Below are 16,795 nucleotides of genomic sequence, written 5' to 3' on the forward strand. Positions count from 1 at the left end.
CAATTTTGACAAATTTGTCAAATATTAAAAAACTTCCCAAAGCTAAGATCATAAACACAGAAAACAAAACTTCAGGACCTACAAGTTTGAATATATTACTTTTTAAAACAAAAATTACAATTTTCTTATAAAATCTTTGATTTAAGGCCAGAAATAAACTGTCTACTGAGTTATGATTTGCAAGCAAGGATACAATATTGATACCAAAAAACAAAACTTAGTTCTGCTTATGTATCATAAAATTGGGATATAAGCGTTAATAGCGATTCATATCCGGGATAAAATAGGGGTGTTTTCTATCTGATCAAAAGATTTTGTGTATTTTTGAAAAAAAAGATTACATGAGCACGATTAATGTTATACCTACGTTTGACAATTTTACCGATTTTTATAAGCAGGCTGTGGCGCCTTTAAAACAAGCCAATATAGCCCACATCAGATTAGATGGGAAACTAAAAGGAAAAACCAGGAACGTATTTGCCTACTTCATGTATGAGGGTAAGAAGTGGAGAGTAGATGCGGATACTTATATTGATAGATTGAAACTGGCTTATGAATTGGCACAGCAAACGGAAGCACCTTTTGTGATTAAAGCAACAAGAGATAATAAAGGTGAGTCGTTGTGTATAAAAGGACAACCAGTGAGAAATGATAGATTTAATGTTTACCGTGTAGGTTAATTTCAACCGGTATTAAACCATATAGAAAAGGCTATATCAAGATAAATGATATAGCCTTTTCTGTTTTTGACAGGTCGCTGGAATCGCTATGCTTTTAGAAACAATTGTTCCGGTTTATCCCTCTCTTTTTACATAAGTTTTGTTGCCGTTTTTGTTGATATAGTATTTACCACCTCTGGGGCCGGTTAAAATTTCTTCTCCGTTTGGCCCCTTCATACTTCTGTCTACAGTAGGTTTGTAATCTTTAACAGTGGTAGATGTTGCTTTAGGCTGGGTAACTTTGGTTGTAGCTGGAGTTGCTGCCGGGCTTGCTGCTGCTGCTTTAAAGCGTTTATCTGGGGTACCGTCTTTTTTAAGTCCAGGTGTAGTTGCTACAGTTGCTTCTTTTTTGGCTGAAGCAGCTGCAGCTTTTGTTTCTGTAGCAGTGCTTTTAGCTGTTGCTGAATAGCGTTTATCCGGTGTTCCGTCTTTTTTTAATTTTGTCCCGGCTGCTGCTGTTGTCGTTGCCTCTGCTTTTGCAGCCTTTTTAGCTGCCGCGGCTTCTTTTTTTGCAGCTGCCGCTTCCTTTTTAGCTGCCGCAGTTGCTGCTGTTTTTGATTCGCTAGTGGTACTACTCAGTTCTTTTTTTGCTTTTTGTTTTTTAGTAGTAGTACTAGGTACAGCAGTTTGAGCCATGCTTAAGCCTACACAGAAGCTCAGCATCATTAGTAATGAAAGTACTTTTTTCATGGTTTCTTTTTTTGATACGAGGTTAATAATTAAGATTGATCCTCAGGTAGATACAAACATTAAACCAATTTAACCATTTAAACAGAGAACATCTATGAAAACCGTAGGGTATTTTTTGTCAATTTTCTCGTAATCAGTTCTATAATGGTATTTTAAACTTTCTAAAAGTGCTTTTAAGCCCGGAAAATACTTATATTGGAATCAGTTTTACTTCTTTTAAATTTATCAAAATGGATCAAAGAATTATCAACCTTTACGATCAATACACCCATAGCAACATCAACAGGAAGGAATTTCTTAAAAAGCTGGCACTTTTAACTGGCAGTACCGCCCTGGCATTGAGCGTTCTGCCTTTACTGGAAAACAACTATGCGACAGCGGCTCCAGTTGATGATGAGGGACTCAGCACTGAAAATATCACCTACAAAGGTGTTAAAGGTGATATGAAGGGTTTTTTGGCAAAACCAAAAGGGAAAAAGAATTTAGGAGCTGTATTGGTGATTCATGAAAATCGCGGACTTAATCCACATACCATAGCGGTCACAAAAAGAGTCGCTGCTGAAGGTTTTTTAGCACTAGGTGTAGACGGATTGTCTCCTTTTGGGGGCACTCCTGCGGATGAAGATAAAGCCAGAGAACTGATTGGTCAGCTAAATCCAGAAGAAACACTTCAAAATTACCTGCTTGGTCTTGATTACTTAAGAAAACATCCAGATGGAAATGGAAAGGTAGGCTGTGTAGGTTTTTGCTGGGGTGGAGGAATGGCCAACAAATTAGCCGTAAACGATCCTACATTACAGGCAGCAGTAGCCTATTACGGGGCGCAGGCGAAAACAGCTGATGTACCTATGATTAAAGCAGACCTCATGCTTCATTATGCTGGTTTGGATGAGAGAATCAATGCTGGAATTCCAGAGTTTGAAGCAGCACTGAAAGAAAACCATATTCCTTATCAACTTTATATTTATGAAGGAGTAAATCATGCTTTTAATAATGATACTTCTCCTACAAGATACAATGAAGCAGCAGCCAAGTTGGCCTGGGGGCGAACCATAGGACTCTTTAAGAAAACCCTTGCTTGATTTCGATGTTTTAGGCGAAATTAGGAAGATCAGCACTGAAAAAACTAAAGAAAATAAGGGCAATTCATCGGGTATTGCCAATTACAGTGCTACAGAATTTCATATTGGGACTAAGAAATTAGCGTCGATTTAAGCCTTAAGAGGGGCTGGAAGTCATTCACATTTAAAAATTATATACTTTTTTTTATGGGAAGGAAGAATTCTCTTGTTTGCACATACTGAGTCGGTTGACTTTTCATAATCTTCCTTTCTGCGTCATGAAGAGGTAAAAAACGATTATTTATTTAAAATAACAGCGGTCCATAAAACAAAGAATAACCATTGACTGTTTGAAAAGTAATTAGATAATTATACTTATAACTGACACTAGCATTGGAATTTAAGCTAAAAATGCTTAACTTTGTGCAAATTTTTAAACATTAATGAAGATATTTATTACAGGCCTTCCACTAGAAGTAGGGGAAGATGAATTAACAGCCGTTTTTGGTGATTTCGGTCAAGTAAAATCACTTAGAATTATCAAAGATCGCGAAACTGGTCAGAGTCGTGGGTTTGGTTTTGTGGAAATGCCAGTAGAAGAAGAGGCAAAAGAAGCAATCAAACGCATGAACGGTGGCGATTATAACGGTAATCGAATTAAAGTTGCTGAAGCTCAAGAGAAACCAGGTACTGGTGGCGCTGGAGGCGGTGGTGGCTTTAAACGCAACAACCGTACAGAGAAAAGCTATTAATAGCTTTTTTCTTTTTGTAGACAATTCACTCTATCTATAGAGGTAAATTCATATGGAGCAGGAAATATAATGCAAGTTATATTTCCTGCTTTTTTGTTTCCAACCATCCAATCAGAAGCTTTTTCCATTCTGGGCATGTTTAAAAACCATTTTTTCATATATATCCATTTCGAAATCTCTTTCTGCATCTGGATGTTGTTTCTCATAGTAAAATTAACTGATGATTTATGACAGTTGCCAGTGCCTGATCCGCTCAAACACTTAAAATTTTTCACGTTCATCAGCATGTTTGATAATCGCGTGGAATATAATAACCCCTCGTTTTATATTATGTTTCTCATTTAACACTTTAACGGTAAAGAATTTATCGTGTATTTTATTAAATTAGGAATATGAAAGTTGATTATATCGCATTGTCTGTCCCCGTGTTCTTCATTCTTATTGGAATCGAATTGGCCTGGACCTTTTATAAAAAGCTAGATTATTATCGCTTTAATGACTCAATTGCTAATTTGAGCCAGGGAATTGGGCAACAGCTGACTGGCATCTTTATGAAAACAGCCTTATTTTTTGGTTACATGTATATCTATGAGCATTGGCGCTTATTTACGCTGCCACAAAATATTTGGATCTGGCTTTTACTGTTCCTTTGTGTCGACTTTTTTTATTATTGGTTCCACCGTATGAGTCACCAGGTAAATGCTTTATGGGCTGCGCATATTGTACACCATCAGTCTGAAGAATATAACCTCACGGTTGCCCTTAGACAATCCTGGTTTCAAGGTTGGTTTTCCTGGGTGTTTTATTTGCCGTTGGCCTTCCTGGGCTTCGATCCACTGATGTTTTTAACCCTAAGCGCATTCAATACCTTGTATCAATTCTGGATTCACACCAGGTTGATCAAAAACATGGGACCTTTAGAATATATCCTCAACACACCTTCTCATCACCGCGTTCATCATGGCTCTAATCCTAAGTATATTGATAAAAATCATGCAGGTACATTGATCATATGGGACAGACTGTTTGGTACTTTCCAAAAGGAAGAAGAAGAGGTTTATTATGGCATCACCACACCTTTAGCCAGTTGGAATCCTTTATGGGCGAATGTTCATTATTGGGATGAACTGTGGAATACTGCAAAGCAAAGCCCAAGATTACTTGATAAAATCAATGTATTTATCAAACCTCCAGGCTGGTTTCCTGCACATCTTGGTGGATTTAAATACGCACCAGAAATCGACACCCTCAATTACCAAAAGTACAATCCTGCATATCAACAGAAACGGCTACCTTATGTGGTCTTCCAATTTGTGATCGGTTTGATCGCAGCCATCGCTATATTGTTTTTATATCCAACGCTTCCCCTGGTCGCGGTGGTTACCGGGGTGATTTACGTCATCCTCACTCTCGTGACCTGCTCCGCTTTATTGGAAGATAAGAAATGGCAGGTTAAATTCGAATATGCTCGTCTGATATTAGGGATTTTAATAGTTTTGCTGCAGGATTTTCCGGTAGGATACCAGGTCATATTTTCTGGCCTTAACCTCTGCTCGGTGGTCTGGTTTTTTAACCTTCATAAAAAGAATAATAATGCTGAAGAAATACCTGAAGTTTAACCTTTTATTTGCCCTGATCTTTGTATTGCAGTTGGTAGCAGAGTTCCAACAGAACGCTACATTAACCTATTTCATCAAACCCTGCATTGTGATTTCCTTAATGCTGATGCTTTATAGAAGTACAAAATTAAATGGTCGTTTCCATAAACGCCTGTTTACAGGCTTGTTTTTTTGTTTATTGGGAGATGTATTGCTCATGTTGGTATGGCAGAATCCGGGTTACTTTATGTACGGTTTGGTGTCTTTTCTTTTGGGGCATATTTTTTATATCCGCGCATTTTACCTGGACTTCCGTTCCGCGCAGGAACTGGATAAAAAAGGAGCCAGGCTGGCCATCGTTTTGTGTGCAGCCTTCGGTATTGCCTTTTACTTCTATTTAAGGCCTCACTTAAATGATATGAAGCTTCCGGTAATGATCTACACCTTTGTAATCTGTTTGATGATGATGATGGCCACATTCCGTAATCAAAGAGTAAATGCTTTAAGTTTTAATCTCATCTTTCTTGGTGCATTTTTTTTTCTCGCATCCGATGCCACGCTTGCATATAACAAGTTTGTCAAAGGATTTGACTTTGCCGGAGTGCTGATTATGGCGACTTATATGATCGCTCAATACCTGATCACGATGGGTGGCGTTGAAAGAAAACTACTTAAAAAAGATTAGTCTTTTTCCTTGCTGAGGATAGTGAAAGATTGAACCAGTCTTTCACCATCTTCATCTACTAAGGTGAGTGTATGCTTTCCTGGCGCTGGATTTAAGGCGAGCTGATGAAAATTCTTCGTCGTCCCTACATACTCCTCATCAATGTGCCAGTAAATCTTCCCCTCGGTATTGCGGTGTGATACATTAAACACTACTTTTCCTCTGCTACCGTCCAGTTCAAGCGGGATGTAAATCTGGGCATTAGGCTTAGGATAAATCATCTCCATCACAAAATTGCTTCCTGCATCTCCGCATCCCGGCAGATAGGAGGGTAAGAGTTTATAATCGCTGTTCTTGATTTTGTAATAATATTCCATTGCCGGAGGTAAGACAAACCAGGCTTGGTGAACCATCATTGCAACTGGCTCACATTCATCTGTAACGCGGTAAGTTCCGGTTCTGTCCAGATGAATGAGCTTGTGATATGGACAGATCATGGTTTTTACCGCTGCAGGAGGAACCAGTTCTTCCACAACTTCTTTGCAATTTTCGCCAGCTTTATACCCGCTTTGCTTACATACACGCATTTTTTTGAGCTGATGTTTAGGTGTGCTAAACCATTTTGCATTGGGAAGCTCCCTGAAAATATCAAATAAGACCGGTGCAGCCACATCTACACCTGTTAAACCAGGCCGACCTTCACCATCGGCATTGCCCACCCAGACACATACGACAAAATCTGGTGTCAGTCCAACAGCCCAGGCATCTCTTGAACCCACACTGGTCCCTGTTTTCCAGGCTACCCTTTGAGAAGAGGCAAACTGCTCCCAAAGTCCTTCTTCTCCGGGCCGCATGACTTCTTCCATGGCATTAAAAGTATTCCAGATTGAAGCATAATCCAAGATGCCATTTAGCTGTGCATCCTCCGATGATAAACGTTTTTTGATCTTTTGTTGAAGATATACCGGGGGATCATAGTCTTGTGGATTGTAACGGCCCTGGTAATCATTAAAATGATTTAATGACCTGGCCATGCCCATATATGTTTTAGCCAGATCCCACATCGTCACTTCACTGCCACCAAGAATAATAGACAAACCATAATGATCTGCCGGTTTGCTTAAGGTACTGATGCCTAGTTTTTTCAACTGATCATAAAAGCGCTGATACTTATAATTTTGCAGCATCTTAACTGCAGGTATATTTAAGGATCGACTCAAGGCATGGTTTGCAGGAATTGCACCATCATAGCCTAAATCATAATTTTGTGGAGCGTAACCATTGATTTGTGTCGGAACATCAGGAATCAGGGTGCGGGGCAGGATAAATCCGTCATTCAACATACTCGCATACAATAAAGGTTTGAGTGTACTCCCCGGACTTCTGGCTGCTTTGATCATATCCACATGACTTTGCATTTCCCGGTTATCTGGCTGGTAAATATTGCCTACATAACTTTTTACAGTACGTGTTCGCACATTTAGTACCAAAGCGGCGATATTATTGATATCATTGGCACGATACCTATTCTGATAGCGCTTCAATAGGTTATTCACCTTGATCTGCAAGTTATAATCCAGGGTAGAGGTGATTCTCGTCGCCGGAATTTCCAATAGGCTGCGCTCAGTTTTAAAACGCTGCAGCAAATGAGGAGCATACTGTGGTAAGGGTAATGGCTTTCCTGGAATGGGTTCTAATTTAGAGAGATTGGCCGTTTCCTGATCTATGATTTTTAAACGGGCCAATTTATCTAATAGATCATTCCTTTTTTTGATCAGTTTTACAGCGTTTTTTCCTGGATGGACTAGTGAAGGACTGTTAGGTAATACAGCAAGTGTCGCCATCTCAGCCCAGGATAAACGATCCGCACTCCGGGCAAAGTAGCGCCAGGCGGCGGCATCCAGTCCAACTACATTACTTCCGAAAGGTGCATTGGCGGTATATAGTTTTAAAATATCTTCTTTAGAGTTACTGAATTCTAGTCGAATAGCCATGACTACCTCAACTAATTTTTGCCAAAGCGTCCTGCTTTCATTGCGGGATAATCGGATCACCTGCATGCTTAGGGTACTACCTCCACTTACGACTGTTCTTGCCTTAAAATTCTGTTGCATTGCCCTGGCCATAGCCAATGGATCTACGCCTGGGTGCTGATAAAATCGCTGGTCTTCAAAGGCAACAATACATTGTTGAAATTTTATTGGAATGGTGTCTGATACCGGAAATCGCCATTGACCGTCCTTTGCAATAGCTGCACTTAACAATTCCCCGTTAGAAGCCTCCAATACATAGGAGGTAGGGCTTAAAAACAATTTTGATGGTAAGAAGAACCAAAACCAAAGCAGCAAAAGCAAACAAAGCAAATCACTGATCAGTAGTTTTGGTTCTCCATATATTTTTTTAAACATTCTATTTAATTACCTGTGCCCATTTACCTGGTGTTGTGGCGCTAATGTTTTGGTTATACATCGCTTCACACTGTACTGCAGATAAATAATAACGACCAATATAGGCCGCGTTTAACAACACTTTATAAGTTACCGTTTCATTCTCCCTCAAATTGAAATAGGTAAAGACACGGTCGTCCCTGATGTCCCTGTAAATGTAAGGAGAGGAGGCAATTGCACTTTCCGTATCACTGATTCGCGTATTGATGATTTCCCATCCGGAAGGGAAAATCTGTGTCAGGGCCATTTGCTCATAATATCCCATCTTACCTGGGTTCTTAATCGTAACCTCCGCATAAAAATCAGTACTTTGTTTCAATATCGATGGGTCGATGGACTTCCCATTTAAGGTTTTATAATTAATACTCATGTCCAGTGCTTCCGGGTTGTTGGGAAGGAAGGTATTCTGACCGGCAGCAGGTTGTCCTTGTAAGATCAGACGGGCAAACAACACGCGGTTCCCGGTATTGGTAATGGATAGATAGGGGCTTTTAAAGTTTAAAGGAATGCTGTTCAGGAAGTCTTTGCTATCCTTACTTCCCTTTTTACCATCAATGATATAATTATATTTTAAGTTGTTGGCGGCGGTATTTGCACCACAGAATTTAGCAATCGCCAATAAACTGTAAGCAGTGGTTTGTGTGCTGTACCATTCATTAGCCCCTAATTTTGAGGCTACAGGTTGCAGTAATTTAGCCCCTTCCGTTTTTCGGCCCAATAAAGTCAGGGTTTCTAAAATCATGGCCTCATCTCTTAAATCAGAGCCATAAGTGCCGCCCAGTTGCTGATAAGGTTTTACTTCTATAGACAATCCTTTGATCAAACCATTTGCCGCGTCGGCTTGTCCTGCGAGCTGATATGCCGCTGCAAGGCGCCATTTTGCTGCCAGGGATAAATACTGGAATCCTTTAAGCCTATTCATTGCCGCCATTTCAGGCTTTTTAGCCAATGCAAGGACATACAACCGGTAAGCCTGGGTTAAGTCAGCTCCATAGAAATTGCTGCTGTTAGGCGCCCAGTTTGAAGCTTTACCTTTTAAATGGCGTAAAAGTTCATCCTGAATACCGACTGGTAAGCTATAACCGGCATTTTGTGCTTCAGTTAGGAAGTGAGCTCCATAAATACTTCCCCATTCGTCAGCACTTGTTGCACCAGGCCAATAGCCCAGTCCGCCGTCACCGGTTTGGAACGTACGTAATTTATTGATGCCAGCCTTGATATTTCGTTCTGTATTGGTCTTCTGCTGTTCAGTAAGTGGTGTTAATTTATTCAGGAACAATTGAGGGAACACTCCAGAAGTAGTTTGCTCTACGCAACCATGTGGATATTGCATCAGGTAACCCAGGCGCTTTTTAAGGTCAATGGGAGGGATGGCCGACAATTCCAGGTTCCCAGAGTTGCTTCCAGCCATGCCAATTGGGGCATAAGGTTGTGTCCAGCTTTTGCCAGGTTCGATAATGGCAGAGACCACATTGCTGACATAAGGATTTGGGTTACGAATATCCAGTTCTACATCATAAGCGATTTTTTCATGACCACTCTGAGCGATCAGCTTTACTTTCGCGATACCAGTGATTTCAGGAGCTTTAATTTCAAAATAAGCCATCTGTTCTCCAGGTTGTTTAAACACCAATTGCTGTGTCTTGCTGCCAATTACCTCCAGATTATTGGTCTGTAATTGCAAACTCACATTTTTCAGGTTCTGCTCTGTGGCAAACACTGTTGCTGGTAAAGTAAAGCTCTCCCCCGGACCGATAACTCTTGGAAGTGTGGCCAGCAACATCAACGGTTTTTTCACCTGGACGCTTTTCTCTGCATTGCCATAGGCACCATCCTGACCGGCAATAACCATGGCTCTTACCGCTCCAATATATTGTGGTAATTTAAATTTGTGGGTATTGCTGCTTCCTTTCGACAAGCTAAAGGGCCCTAGGTATTTCACTACAGGTACAAAGCGGTTTGCTTTGGCAGGGTTGAGGTTCTTGTTGATACTGCCATCACCACCAATGCTGAGAATCCTTTCCAGATTGCCTCCCCATGCACCCAATACATAATCAAACAAGTCAAAAGTTTTTACTCCTAAACCTTCTCTTGCATAGAAAACAGCATGAGGATCTGGTGTTTTAAATCTGGTCAGGTCTAGTAAACCTTCATCTACTATTGCAATAGTATAGGTCATTGCTTTTCCATTTTGCTCAGAAATACTGATGGTACTTTCTGTTTCAGGCCTCAGTTTATCCGCCATCTTGATGAGTGGTTTTAAGATGGTTTCCGGATCTTCAATCAGCAATGGAATCACCCCATACATACGGATTGGCAAATCATTTACTGTTTGGGCATGGGGTTGTAATAAGGTAATATTCGCAAACACATTTGGCGTCATGCTTTTCTCTGCCTTGAATTTAAACTGCGTTTGTCCTGCCTTGGTGTCTGTCCAAAAGGTTTTCAACACCCTGCTGCCGTTTTCTATGGAGATTAAGGCTTTACCATCTTTGCCTGAAGGAATTGTCAATACGATTTCTTCGCCTACTTTAAATTTGGTCTTATTGGCGGTAAAGGATAGCATCGCCGCTTCTGTTGGATTCTGTCCCTGTTCGCGTTGCGCCCAGCCTGGCCAGTCAATATAAACTGATTTTCCGGATACATGACCTGTTTTACGGTCTCTTACCAGGATCAGGTAACGACCCCATTCCGGTTCATCAATCCTTAACTTCCATTTTCCTTTTCCATTATCTAAGGATACTGTTTCTTTCCTGATCAGTTTGTTGTAGGAGTTCTGTGTGAAATTTGCATAAGCATCTTCCTGTTCGCGTTCCCACCACCAGCGCCATTGTACTTTATAGAGTTCTACATCTACCTCTTTAGTACCAGCCAAGATTTTTCCATCTCTGTTAACATTGACTATGTCAATCTGGTGGTCTTTACCAGTCAGCAACATACCTGTTAAACGGTCGCCCTCCGGAGTTTTTATGCCGTAATAATCGGAATATACATGGTAAGGGATGCTAAAATTATCGATGCTGAAATTACCACCTGCCTCGAAAACTTTAATAGAAAAATTGGCTTTTAACATCCCTGGTGCAGTATGATTTTCATTGAGGTTGGTGTTCACCGTAGCCATTCCATGCTCATCTAATGTGCCTTCAAAAATGGTCTTCAGCTGCGATTCGAAAACAATGGTCGGGTTGTCAAAGCTATAGGCTTCAAATCCTTTAAAAGTAGTTTTCATGGTATTTAAGCTCACATCTACTTTTGCCTTCAGATGTTTTCCAGGGGCACCAAACAACCAGGTGGCCGATAGTGTAGCGGTAGAGGCGCCACCAGAACCTAAATATGGACGATTGCCATAATTGAAATTAATTTTCAATCGGTTTGGCATTACGGTCTCTATCTTAAGGCTTTTAGAGAATACTGCTCCTCCGGCTTTTACCTTAGCCATCCAGTTACCAGTAGGTGCTGTACTTTCGGTAGCCGTTCTAAAGGAGTAGAAACCATTTAAAGGCTTACCATTTACCATACGCTTAACCAGTTGCCCTTTAGGGTTGTACAGTTCAAAAGTTACTGGATAAGCCCCTGGTAATTTCTTCAGTTTATCTTCCAGAATAAAGGATAGGAATAAGGAGTCTCCAGGACGCCAAACACCACGTTCCCCGTAGATAAAGCCTTTTAAACCCTGTTGAACCTGATCTCCAGCCACATCAAATCTACTCAGCGGTAAAGCATTTTCATCATTTACTTTAAGATATCCACGTTCATCACCCATTTTGGCAACCAGTAAAAAGGGCTTTCTTTTCTGCTCAAAGCTGACCATACCATTGCCATCCGTTTTAACCGTTTCAATTACCTGTCTCTGGTAGTCCTGTAATTCTATGGATACACCGCTCAATGGCTTTGCACTGAGCAGATCTGTGGTCACAATCAGCATACTGCCATCATTGCCGTTTTTTGCAATCAGACCAATGTTGGACGCGATTAGATTACGACTTGCAAACCTTTCACTTCTATAATAGGATGGGGTACAGGGGTTATCTCTATCTTCCCAACTATAATTAGCCGGGTAATAATTATCATATCTCAACCAGAAATCATCAAATTCATCCAGTTTTTCTCTAGGGTAATTCTCAAATTCCTCTTCATTTTCATCGCCCTTAACTTCATTATCCTCTGCACATTTAAACAGATTGTATGCACTTCTAAAACCAATGGTCACCCGATACATCGCGCCCGGCTCCGTACGGATGATCTTGTCAAGATCCAGTGTAAATCTATTCTTCTTGTGCAGATTTAGTGATTTATCTTCATCAAGGCGGATGGTTTTTTGGACAATTGGTCTACCTACACGACGTAATTCCTGATTCCCGTCAAATCCATTACTTTGGAAAAACTGAGGAATGTTGTTTTCATAAATTTTAATCACTGTCACATCAACCGCTTTCAGATTGACGGCATCAAATGGCAAGACCAATTTCCCTGAGTTCGGAAGGATGGTTCCTTTTCCGGAAATCTCTACTGATGGTAATCTGTTTTCAAAAACAATATTTGCTGTTTTTGCTGCTTTTAATTTTACGTTGCTGATGTTTTCTACAGCTCCATTTACGGTAAACTGGTAATTGCCCTCTAGTTTATCCGGGCTGTATACTTTTACCTGACTGCCATCAATGGTAAACCTAAGATTAGACAATTGCGATAGGGTAATTAAACCGTTCAGATCCTGCCCCACGTTAACAGGCTCAGAGAACTGTACCAGTGCAAAATCTTCCATATCCTGTACTGCTTTCATGTTCAGGATTTTGAAAACCCCTTTTGCAGGGACTACCAATTCTTCTTGTCCTGTTCTTGGTGCATGAATGGGCTCACCATTCCAATCTAAACTTAATCGCGTGTCTGAGGTAGCTTTAGGAATACTATCTATCGTAAAGCTGGAAGTATTTTTTGCAGGAAAATGTTGCCATTTCACTTTTAGAGTGCTTGGGAAATCAACTTTCAAACATTGTTCAATCAATTTTGGATCTTCCTGATCTGCCGTACTGATTTCTCCGTTTAACTTCATGTAGTCCAAAGAGGTATTATTCTGAGAAATCAATCCTTCCTGTGTTAAACTCAATCCAGGGTTGATGACTTTAAAATCGAAGTCAAAATCTCCCAGGTCTTTTTCTGTTTCTGTTACCTTGTCCAGGTGAAAAGTCATCTCATAGGTTTCTCCGGATTTCAAGGGTTTTTCCGGACGAAATTCTAAGGTTTGCGCGTCAATCCAATAGGTTTTTCCTTTGATGGAAGGGGAACTGCTAAATAAATCCCGGGAATCAGCTACGCCAATATCGCCCATGGTTTTCACCTGACTGGCTAATCTGATGGTAATGTTACTCTTTTTGGATACGGTGCCAGAGGTATAGGCCTCTATGTATTTGGCAAAGGCCTGATGGTTATCTTTTGAAGTTTTCTTCTTTAGGAAGAAGAAAACGGCAAGGCCGATAATGACGAGCGAAACTGCGCCAATAAAAAATCCTTTTTGTGTAATTTTCATGTAATCTGTTCTTATTGGTATAGATGTACATGAAAATTAACAAAAAGGATTGATTTCGGAAACTAAACCGAAATTAATTAGAATTATTTTATCATCACTCCTGGTTTGTTTACCAGCGGGATACGGATTAAATTCTCGTCTACGATGCTTTCAGGAAGAAAAATGAACTTCTTGTCATAAATTACCCCATTGATATAATAACTCAACCAATATTCATTGGTTAAGCCCAATACCTCAGGAGCAATTGCTTCTACACCAGCAAAAGTCTGTGGCAAAATATTTCCAAGGGAATGGCGCAATACAGAAGTCTGTACTTTTTTACCATCTTTTTCTCCGTAACCTTTTGAGCTGATCATTACATTTTCTAAAACCTCATTTTTCAGGTTCACCAGGTATACGGTCCAATTCTTAAACTCCGGACTTTCACTAGTCAATACCACCGCAATAGCGATATCTTCTACTATATTTTCTGGGAGATCTTTTTTCATAATTACGCTTAGCAGGGGTTACCTACACTTTATTTCTTTGCTACTGTTTTCTTTTTTGCAGGTGCTTTTGCCGCTTTTGCAGTGATCTTGGTTGCTGCTTTTTTCTTGGTTGCTTTAGGTTCGAATGCATTTGGAACCTGCTCCACAATTAATTTTTTTACTGCTTCAAGTGAAACGGAAGCCAGATCTTCAGGGCTATACTTCTCGCCTGTAGCTGGGTTCTTACCCAATTTCAGCATGTCTTTGCCGAAACGAATAAAAGGTCCCCATCTGCCGTTTTCAATGGCAATTTTTTCCTCTGGCCATTGCTGGATGAATCTATTGGCTTCTTTCTCAACTTTCTTAGAAATCAGCTCATTGATATCAGCCGCTGATAGCGCATCGAAGTTGTACGCTTTAGGTACATTGATAAATAAGTCATTCCACTTGATAAAAGGACCGAAACGGCCTTTACCCTTAGTCACAGGTAATCCTTCGTAGTGTGCAACAGGAGCATCAGCAGTGATTTTCTCCTGAATAATTTCAATAGCACGATCTCTATCTACTGATAAAGGTTCTTCATTCTTAGGGATAGAGATATAAGTATCCCCCCATTTCACGTATGGTCCAAAACGGCCTACACCTACAGAAACCTCTTTGCCTTCATAATCCTCCAATTGGAAAGGAAGTTTGAATTGTTCTAAAGCATCTTCAAGTGTTACGGTAGCCACAGATTGTGATTTCGCTAAACTCGCATAACGCGGCTTCTCTTCATCATCATTCTGTCCGATCTGTACCAATGGACCAAATTTACCCACTTTAGCATAGACATTCTTTCCAGAAACTGGGTCAACACCTAATAAACGTTCTCCGTTTGCACGCTCAGCTGTTTCTAAAGTGGTCTCTACCTCATTATGGAAAGGTGTATAGAAGGAGTGGAGCATTTTCGTCCATTCCTGTAAACCTTGTGCGATCTCATCAAATTCCTTCTCTACATTTGCTGTAAAGTTGAAATCGACGATCCCTTTGAAGTGTTCTACCAGGAAGTCGTTTACCACTTCACCTATATCTGTTGGGAAGAGTTTTGATTTCTCTGCACCTGTAATTTCTGTTTTAATTTGTTTGCTGACCTCGCCATTTGCCAATACTATTGAGGTAAATGTACGCGGACGACCATCACGATCTTCTTTGACCACATAACCACGGTTTTGAATGGTAGAAATGGTTGGCGCATAAGTAGATGGACGACCAATCCCAAGTTCTTCCAGTTTCTTGATCATGCTGGCCTCAGTATATCTTGCCGGCGGACGGGAGAAACGCTCTGTTGCATTCATTTCTCTTAAGCTCAATTCCTGACCTTTGGCCAATGGAGGCAACATGTTGTTGTCTTCAGAATCCTCAGCTTCATCATCATCGCTGGATTCCAGGTATACTTTTAGGAAACCATCAAATTTCAATACTTCACCTTCAGCAATCAAATGTTCTTTTCTGGTACTGATGGCGATCTGTGCGGTAGTTTTTTCAAACTGCGCCTCAGACATCTGAGAGGCAATCGCACGTTTCCAGATCAATTCATACAATCGTTGTTCTGAACTGTCGCCGGTAACGGTATGCTGATTAAAATAAGTAGGGCGGATGGCCTCGTGAGCTTCCTGTGCACCTGCAGATTTCGTTTTATAAGTTCTTAAATGGTGGTATTTTTCGCCCCATGCGGAGTTAATCTCCGCTGCCGCTGCCTGTAATGCGGTCTCCGATAAGTTTACGGAATCAGTACGCATATAGGTGATTCGTCCACTTTCATATAGCCTTTGTGCAACCTGCATCGTTCTGGAAACAGAATATCCCAGTTTACGGGAGGCTTCCTGTTGCAAGGTGGAAGTTGTAAAAGGAGGAGCAGGGTTTCTTTTTGCTGGTCTGGTTTCTAAACTGGCTACACTGAACCCGGCCTGGATACAATCGTTCAGGAATTTTTCCGCATCAGCTTCTTTTTCAAAACGATGAGGTAATTCTGCTTTTACCACTTCTTTCCCTTTTCCGGTGCCGAATTGTGCAGACACCTTAAAGGCTGCTGTCGCATTAAATTTATTGACTTCTCTTTCCCGGTCTACAATTAAACGTACAGCTACAGATTGCACCCTTCCTGCAGATAAAGAAGGTTTTACTTTTTTCCATAATACTGGTGAAAGTTCAAAACCTACTAACCGATCTAGTACACGGCGTGCCTGCTGGGCATTTACCAGATTATAATCGATGGTCCTTGGGTTCTCTATCGCCTTTAATATGGCAGGCTTAGTGATCTCATGGAATACAATTCGTTTTGTTTTATTTTCTTTTAGTCCTAATGTCTCAAATAAGTGCCAGGAAATCGCTTCCCCTTCACGGTCCTCATCGGAGGCTAGCCATACCATTTCGGCTTCCTTAGCTAACTTCTTAAGTTCGGCCACTACTTGCTTCTTATCGGCAGGTACCTCGTAGGTCTGGGCGAAATTATTGGCTACATCGATGCCCATATCCCCCTTAACCAAGTCCCGGATGTGTCCGTAACTTGATTTAACAAGGAAATCCTTTCCTAAATACCCTTCGATGGTTTTAGCCTTTGCAGGTGACTCAACTATTAATAAATTCTTCGCCATTCAGAACGTTTTTCTGCAAATAAAGCTATAAATAAGGCTAATTTCAAAATCCGACACGATTTTTATAGTAAATAAATTTGAAAAAGTCTCATTTTAGCCTTTATAAAGTGGTGATATCTAGCTAATTTATGGGGATTATGCGTTGTAATGTGTTTTTTTTCATAAAAACCAATGTCTTCGCCTGAAGAGAACCTCTGGTTTGGTTTATACATTAAAGCCTGATTTGTGTCAGTTTTAACC

General features: G+C 40.6%; 11 protein-coding genes. 5 read left to right on the top strand and 6 right to left on the bottom strand.

Translation table 11 applies throughout. The features are described 5' to 3' along the window. The first annotated feature begins 341 nt into the window (after positions 1–341). The gene (locus tag R2Q94_RS12850; RefSeq protein WP_316821868.1) at positions 342–680 is read left to right on the top strand and encodes a hypothetical protein; all 339 of its coding nucleotides are present in this window, start codon (positions 342–344) and stop codon (positions 678–680) included. 114 nt (positions 681–794) lie between these two features. Here the strand turns inward: R2Q94_RS12850 and R2Q94_RS12855 are convergent, their stop codons facing one another. Continuing rightward, positions 795–1,409, bottom strand: a complete 615-nt coding sequence (locus R2Q94_RS12855; RefSeq protein WP_316821869.1) for a hypothetical protein — start codon at positions 1,407–1,409, stop codon at positions 795–797. Between the two features lie 230 nt (positions 1,410–1,639). Between R2Q94_RS12855 and R2Q94_RS12860 the strand changes: the two genes are divergently transcribed. Together R2Q94_RS12860 and R2Q94_RS12865 are read left to right on the top strand one after the other, a co-directional pair. Continuing rightward, positions 1,640–2,491 carry a dienelactone hydrolase family protein gene (locus R2Q94_RS12860; protein WP_316821870.1) on the top strand — a complete coding sequence of 284 codons (852 nt, stop codon included), beginning with the start codon at positions 1,640–1,642 and terminating at the stop codon, positions 2,489–2,491. 422 nt (positions 2,492–2,913) lie between these two features. Next, a complete protein-coding gene (locus R2Q94_RS12865) occupies positions 2,914–3,222 on the top strand; it encodes an RNA recognition motif domain-containing protein (protein WP_062548794.1) in 309 nt (102 codons plus the stop codon). Here the strand turns inward: R2Q94_RS12865 and R2Q94_RS12870 are convergent. Beyond that, positions 3,219–3,350, bottom strand: a complete 132-nt coding sequence (locus R2Q94_RS12870; protein WP_316821871.1) for a hypothetical protein — start codon at positions 3,348–3,350, stop codon at positions 3,219–3,221. The genes R2Q94_RS12865 and R2Q94_RS12870 overlap by 4 nt on opposite strands. Before the next feature lie 264 nt (positions 3,351–3,614). Here R2Q94_RS12870 and R2Q94_RS12875 point away from each other — a divergent pair, with 264 nt between their 5' ends. After that, positions 3,615–4,841, top strand: coding sequence for a sterol desaturase family protein (locus R2Q94_RS12875; protein ID WP_316821872.1), 1,227 nt, complete (start codon positions 3,615–3,617; stop codon positions 4,839–4,841). Beyond that, positions 4,816–5,505, top strand: a complete 690-nt coding sequence (locus R2Q94_RS12880) for a lysoplasmalogenase (RefSeq protein ID WP_316821873.1) — start codon at positions 4,816–4,818, stop codon at positions 5,503–5,505. The genes R2Q94_RS12875 and R2Q94_RS12880 overlap by 26 nt, the downstream gene beginning before the upstream one ends. Here the strand turns inward: R2Q94_RS12880 and pbpC are convergent. From pbpC to topA, 4 genes are all read right to left on the bottom strand, one after another. Beyond that, a complete protein-coding gene (gene pbpC, locus R2Q94_RS12885) occupies positions 5,502–7,892 on the bottom strand; it encodes a penicillin-binding protein 1C (RefSeq protein WP_316821874.1) in 2,391 nt (796 codons plus the stop codon). The two genes, R2Q94_RS12880 and pbpC, sit on opposite strands and share 4 nt — an antisense overlap. Position 7,893: 1 nt before the next feature. Beyond that, positions 7,894–13,455, bottom strand: a complete 5,562-nt coding sequence (locus R2Q94_RS12890; protein WP_316821875.1) for an MG2 domain-containing protein — start codon at positions 13,453–13,455, stop codon at positions 7,894–7,896. An 83-nt stretch (positions 13,456–13,538) separates the two neighbouring features. Continuing rightward, the gene (locus R2Q94_RS12895) at positions 13,539–13,943 is read right to left on the bottom strand and encodes a hypothetical protein (RefSeq protein ID WP_316821876.1); all 405 of its coding nucleotides are present in this window, start codon (positions 13,941–13,943) and stop codon (positions 13,539–13,541) included. 29 nt (positions 13,944–13,972) lie between these two features. Next, a complete protein-coding gene (topA, locus tag R2Q94_RS12900) occupies positions 13,973–16,555 on the bottom strand; it encodes a type I DNA topoisomerase (RefSeq protein WP_316821877.1) in 2,583 nt (860 codons plus the stop codon). Positions 16,556–16,795 lie beyond the last annotated feature (240 nt).

The sequence above is a fragment of the Pedobacter gandavensis genome (assembly GCF_032678465.1).
GTDB classification, from domain to species: Bacteria; Bacteroidota; Bacteroidia; order Sphingobacteriales; family Sphingobacteriaceae; genus Pedobacter; species Pedobacter gandavensis_B.

Coding starts and splice junctions, on each gene's coding strand:
- R2Q94_RS12850 (WP_316821868.1), top strand. CDS start 342: ATGAGCACGATTAATGTTATACCTACGTTTGACAATTTTACCGATTTT.
- R2Q94_RS12855 (WP_316821869.1), bottom strand. CDS start 1,409: ATGAAAAAAGTACTTTCATTACTAATGATGCTGAGCTTCTGTGTAGGC.
- R2Q94_RS12860 (WP_316821870.1), top strand. CDS start 1,640: ATGGATCAAAGAATTATCAACCTTTACGATCAATACACCCATAGCAAC.
- R2Q94_RS12865 (WP_062548794.1), top strand. CDS start 2,914: ATGAAGATATTTATTACAGGCCTTCCACTAGAAGTAGGGGAAGATGAA.
- R2Q94_RS12870 (WP_316821871.1), bottom strand. CDS start 3,350: ATGGAAAAAGCTTCTGATTGGATGGTTGGAAACAAAAAAGCAGGAAAT.
- R2Q94_RS12875 (WP_316821872.1), top strand. CDS start 3,615: ATGAAAGTTGATTATATCGCATTGTCTGTCCCCGTGTTCTTCATTCTT.
- R2Q94_RS12880 (WP_316821873.1), top strand. CDS start 4,816: ATGCTGAAGAAATACCTGAAGTTTAACCTTTTATTTGCCCTGATCTTT.
- pbpC (WP_316821874.1), bottom strand. CDS start 7,892: ATGTTTAAAAAAATATATGGAGAACCAAAACTACTGATCAGTGATTTG.
- R2Q94_RS12890 (WP_316821875.1), bottom strand. CDS start 13,455: ATGAAAATTACACAAAAAGGATTTTTTATTGGCGCAGTTTCGCTCGTC.
- R2Q94_RS12895 (WP_316821876.1), bottom strand. CDS start 13,943: ATGAAAAAAGATCTCCCAGAAAATATAGTAGAAGATATCGCTATTGCG.
- topA (WP_316821877.1), bottom strand. CDS start 16,555: ATGGCGAAGAATTTATTAATAGTTGAGTCACCTGCAAAGGCTAAAACC.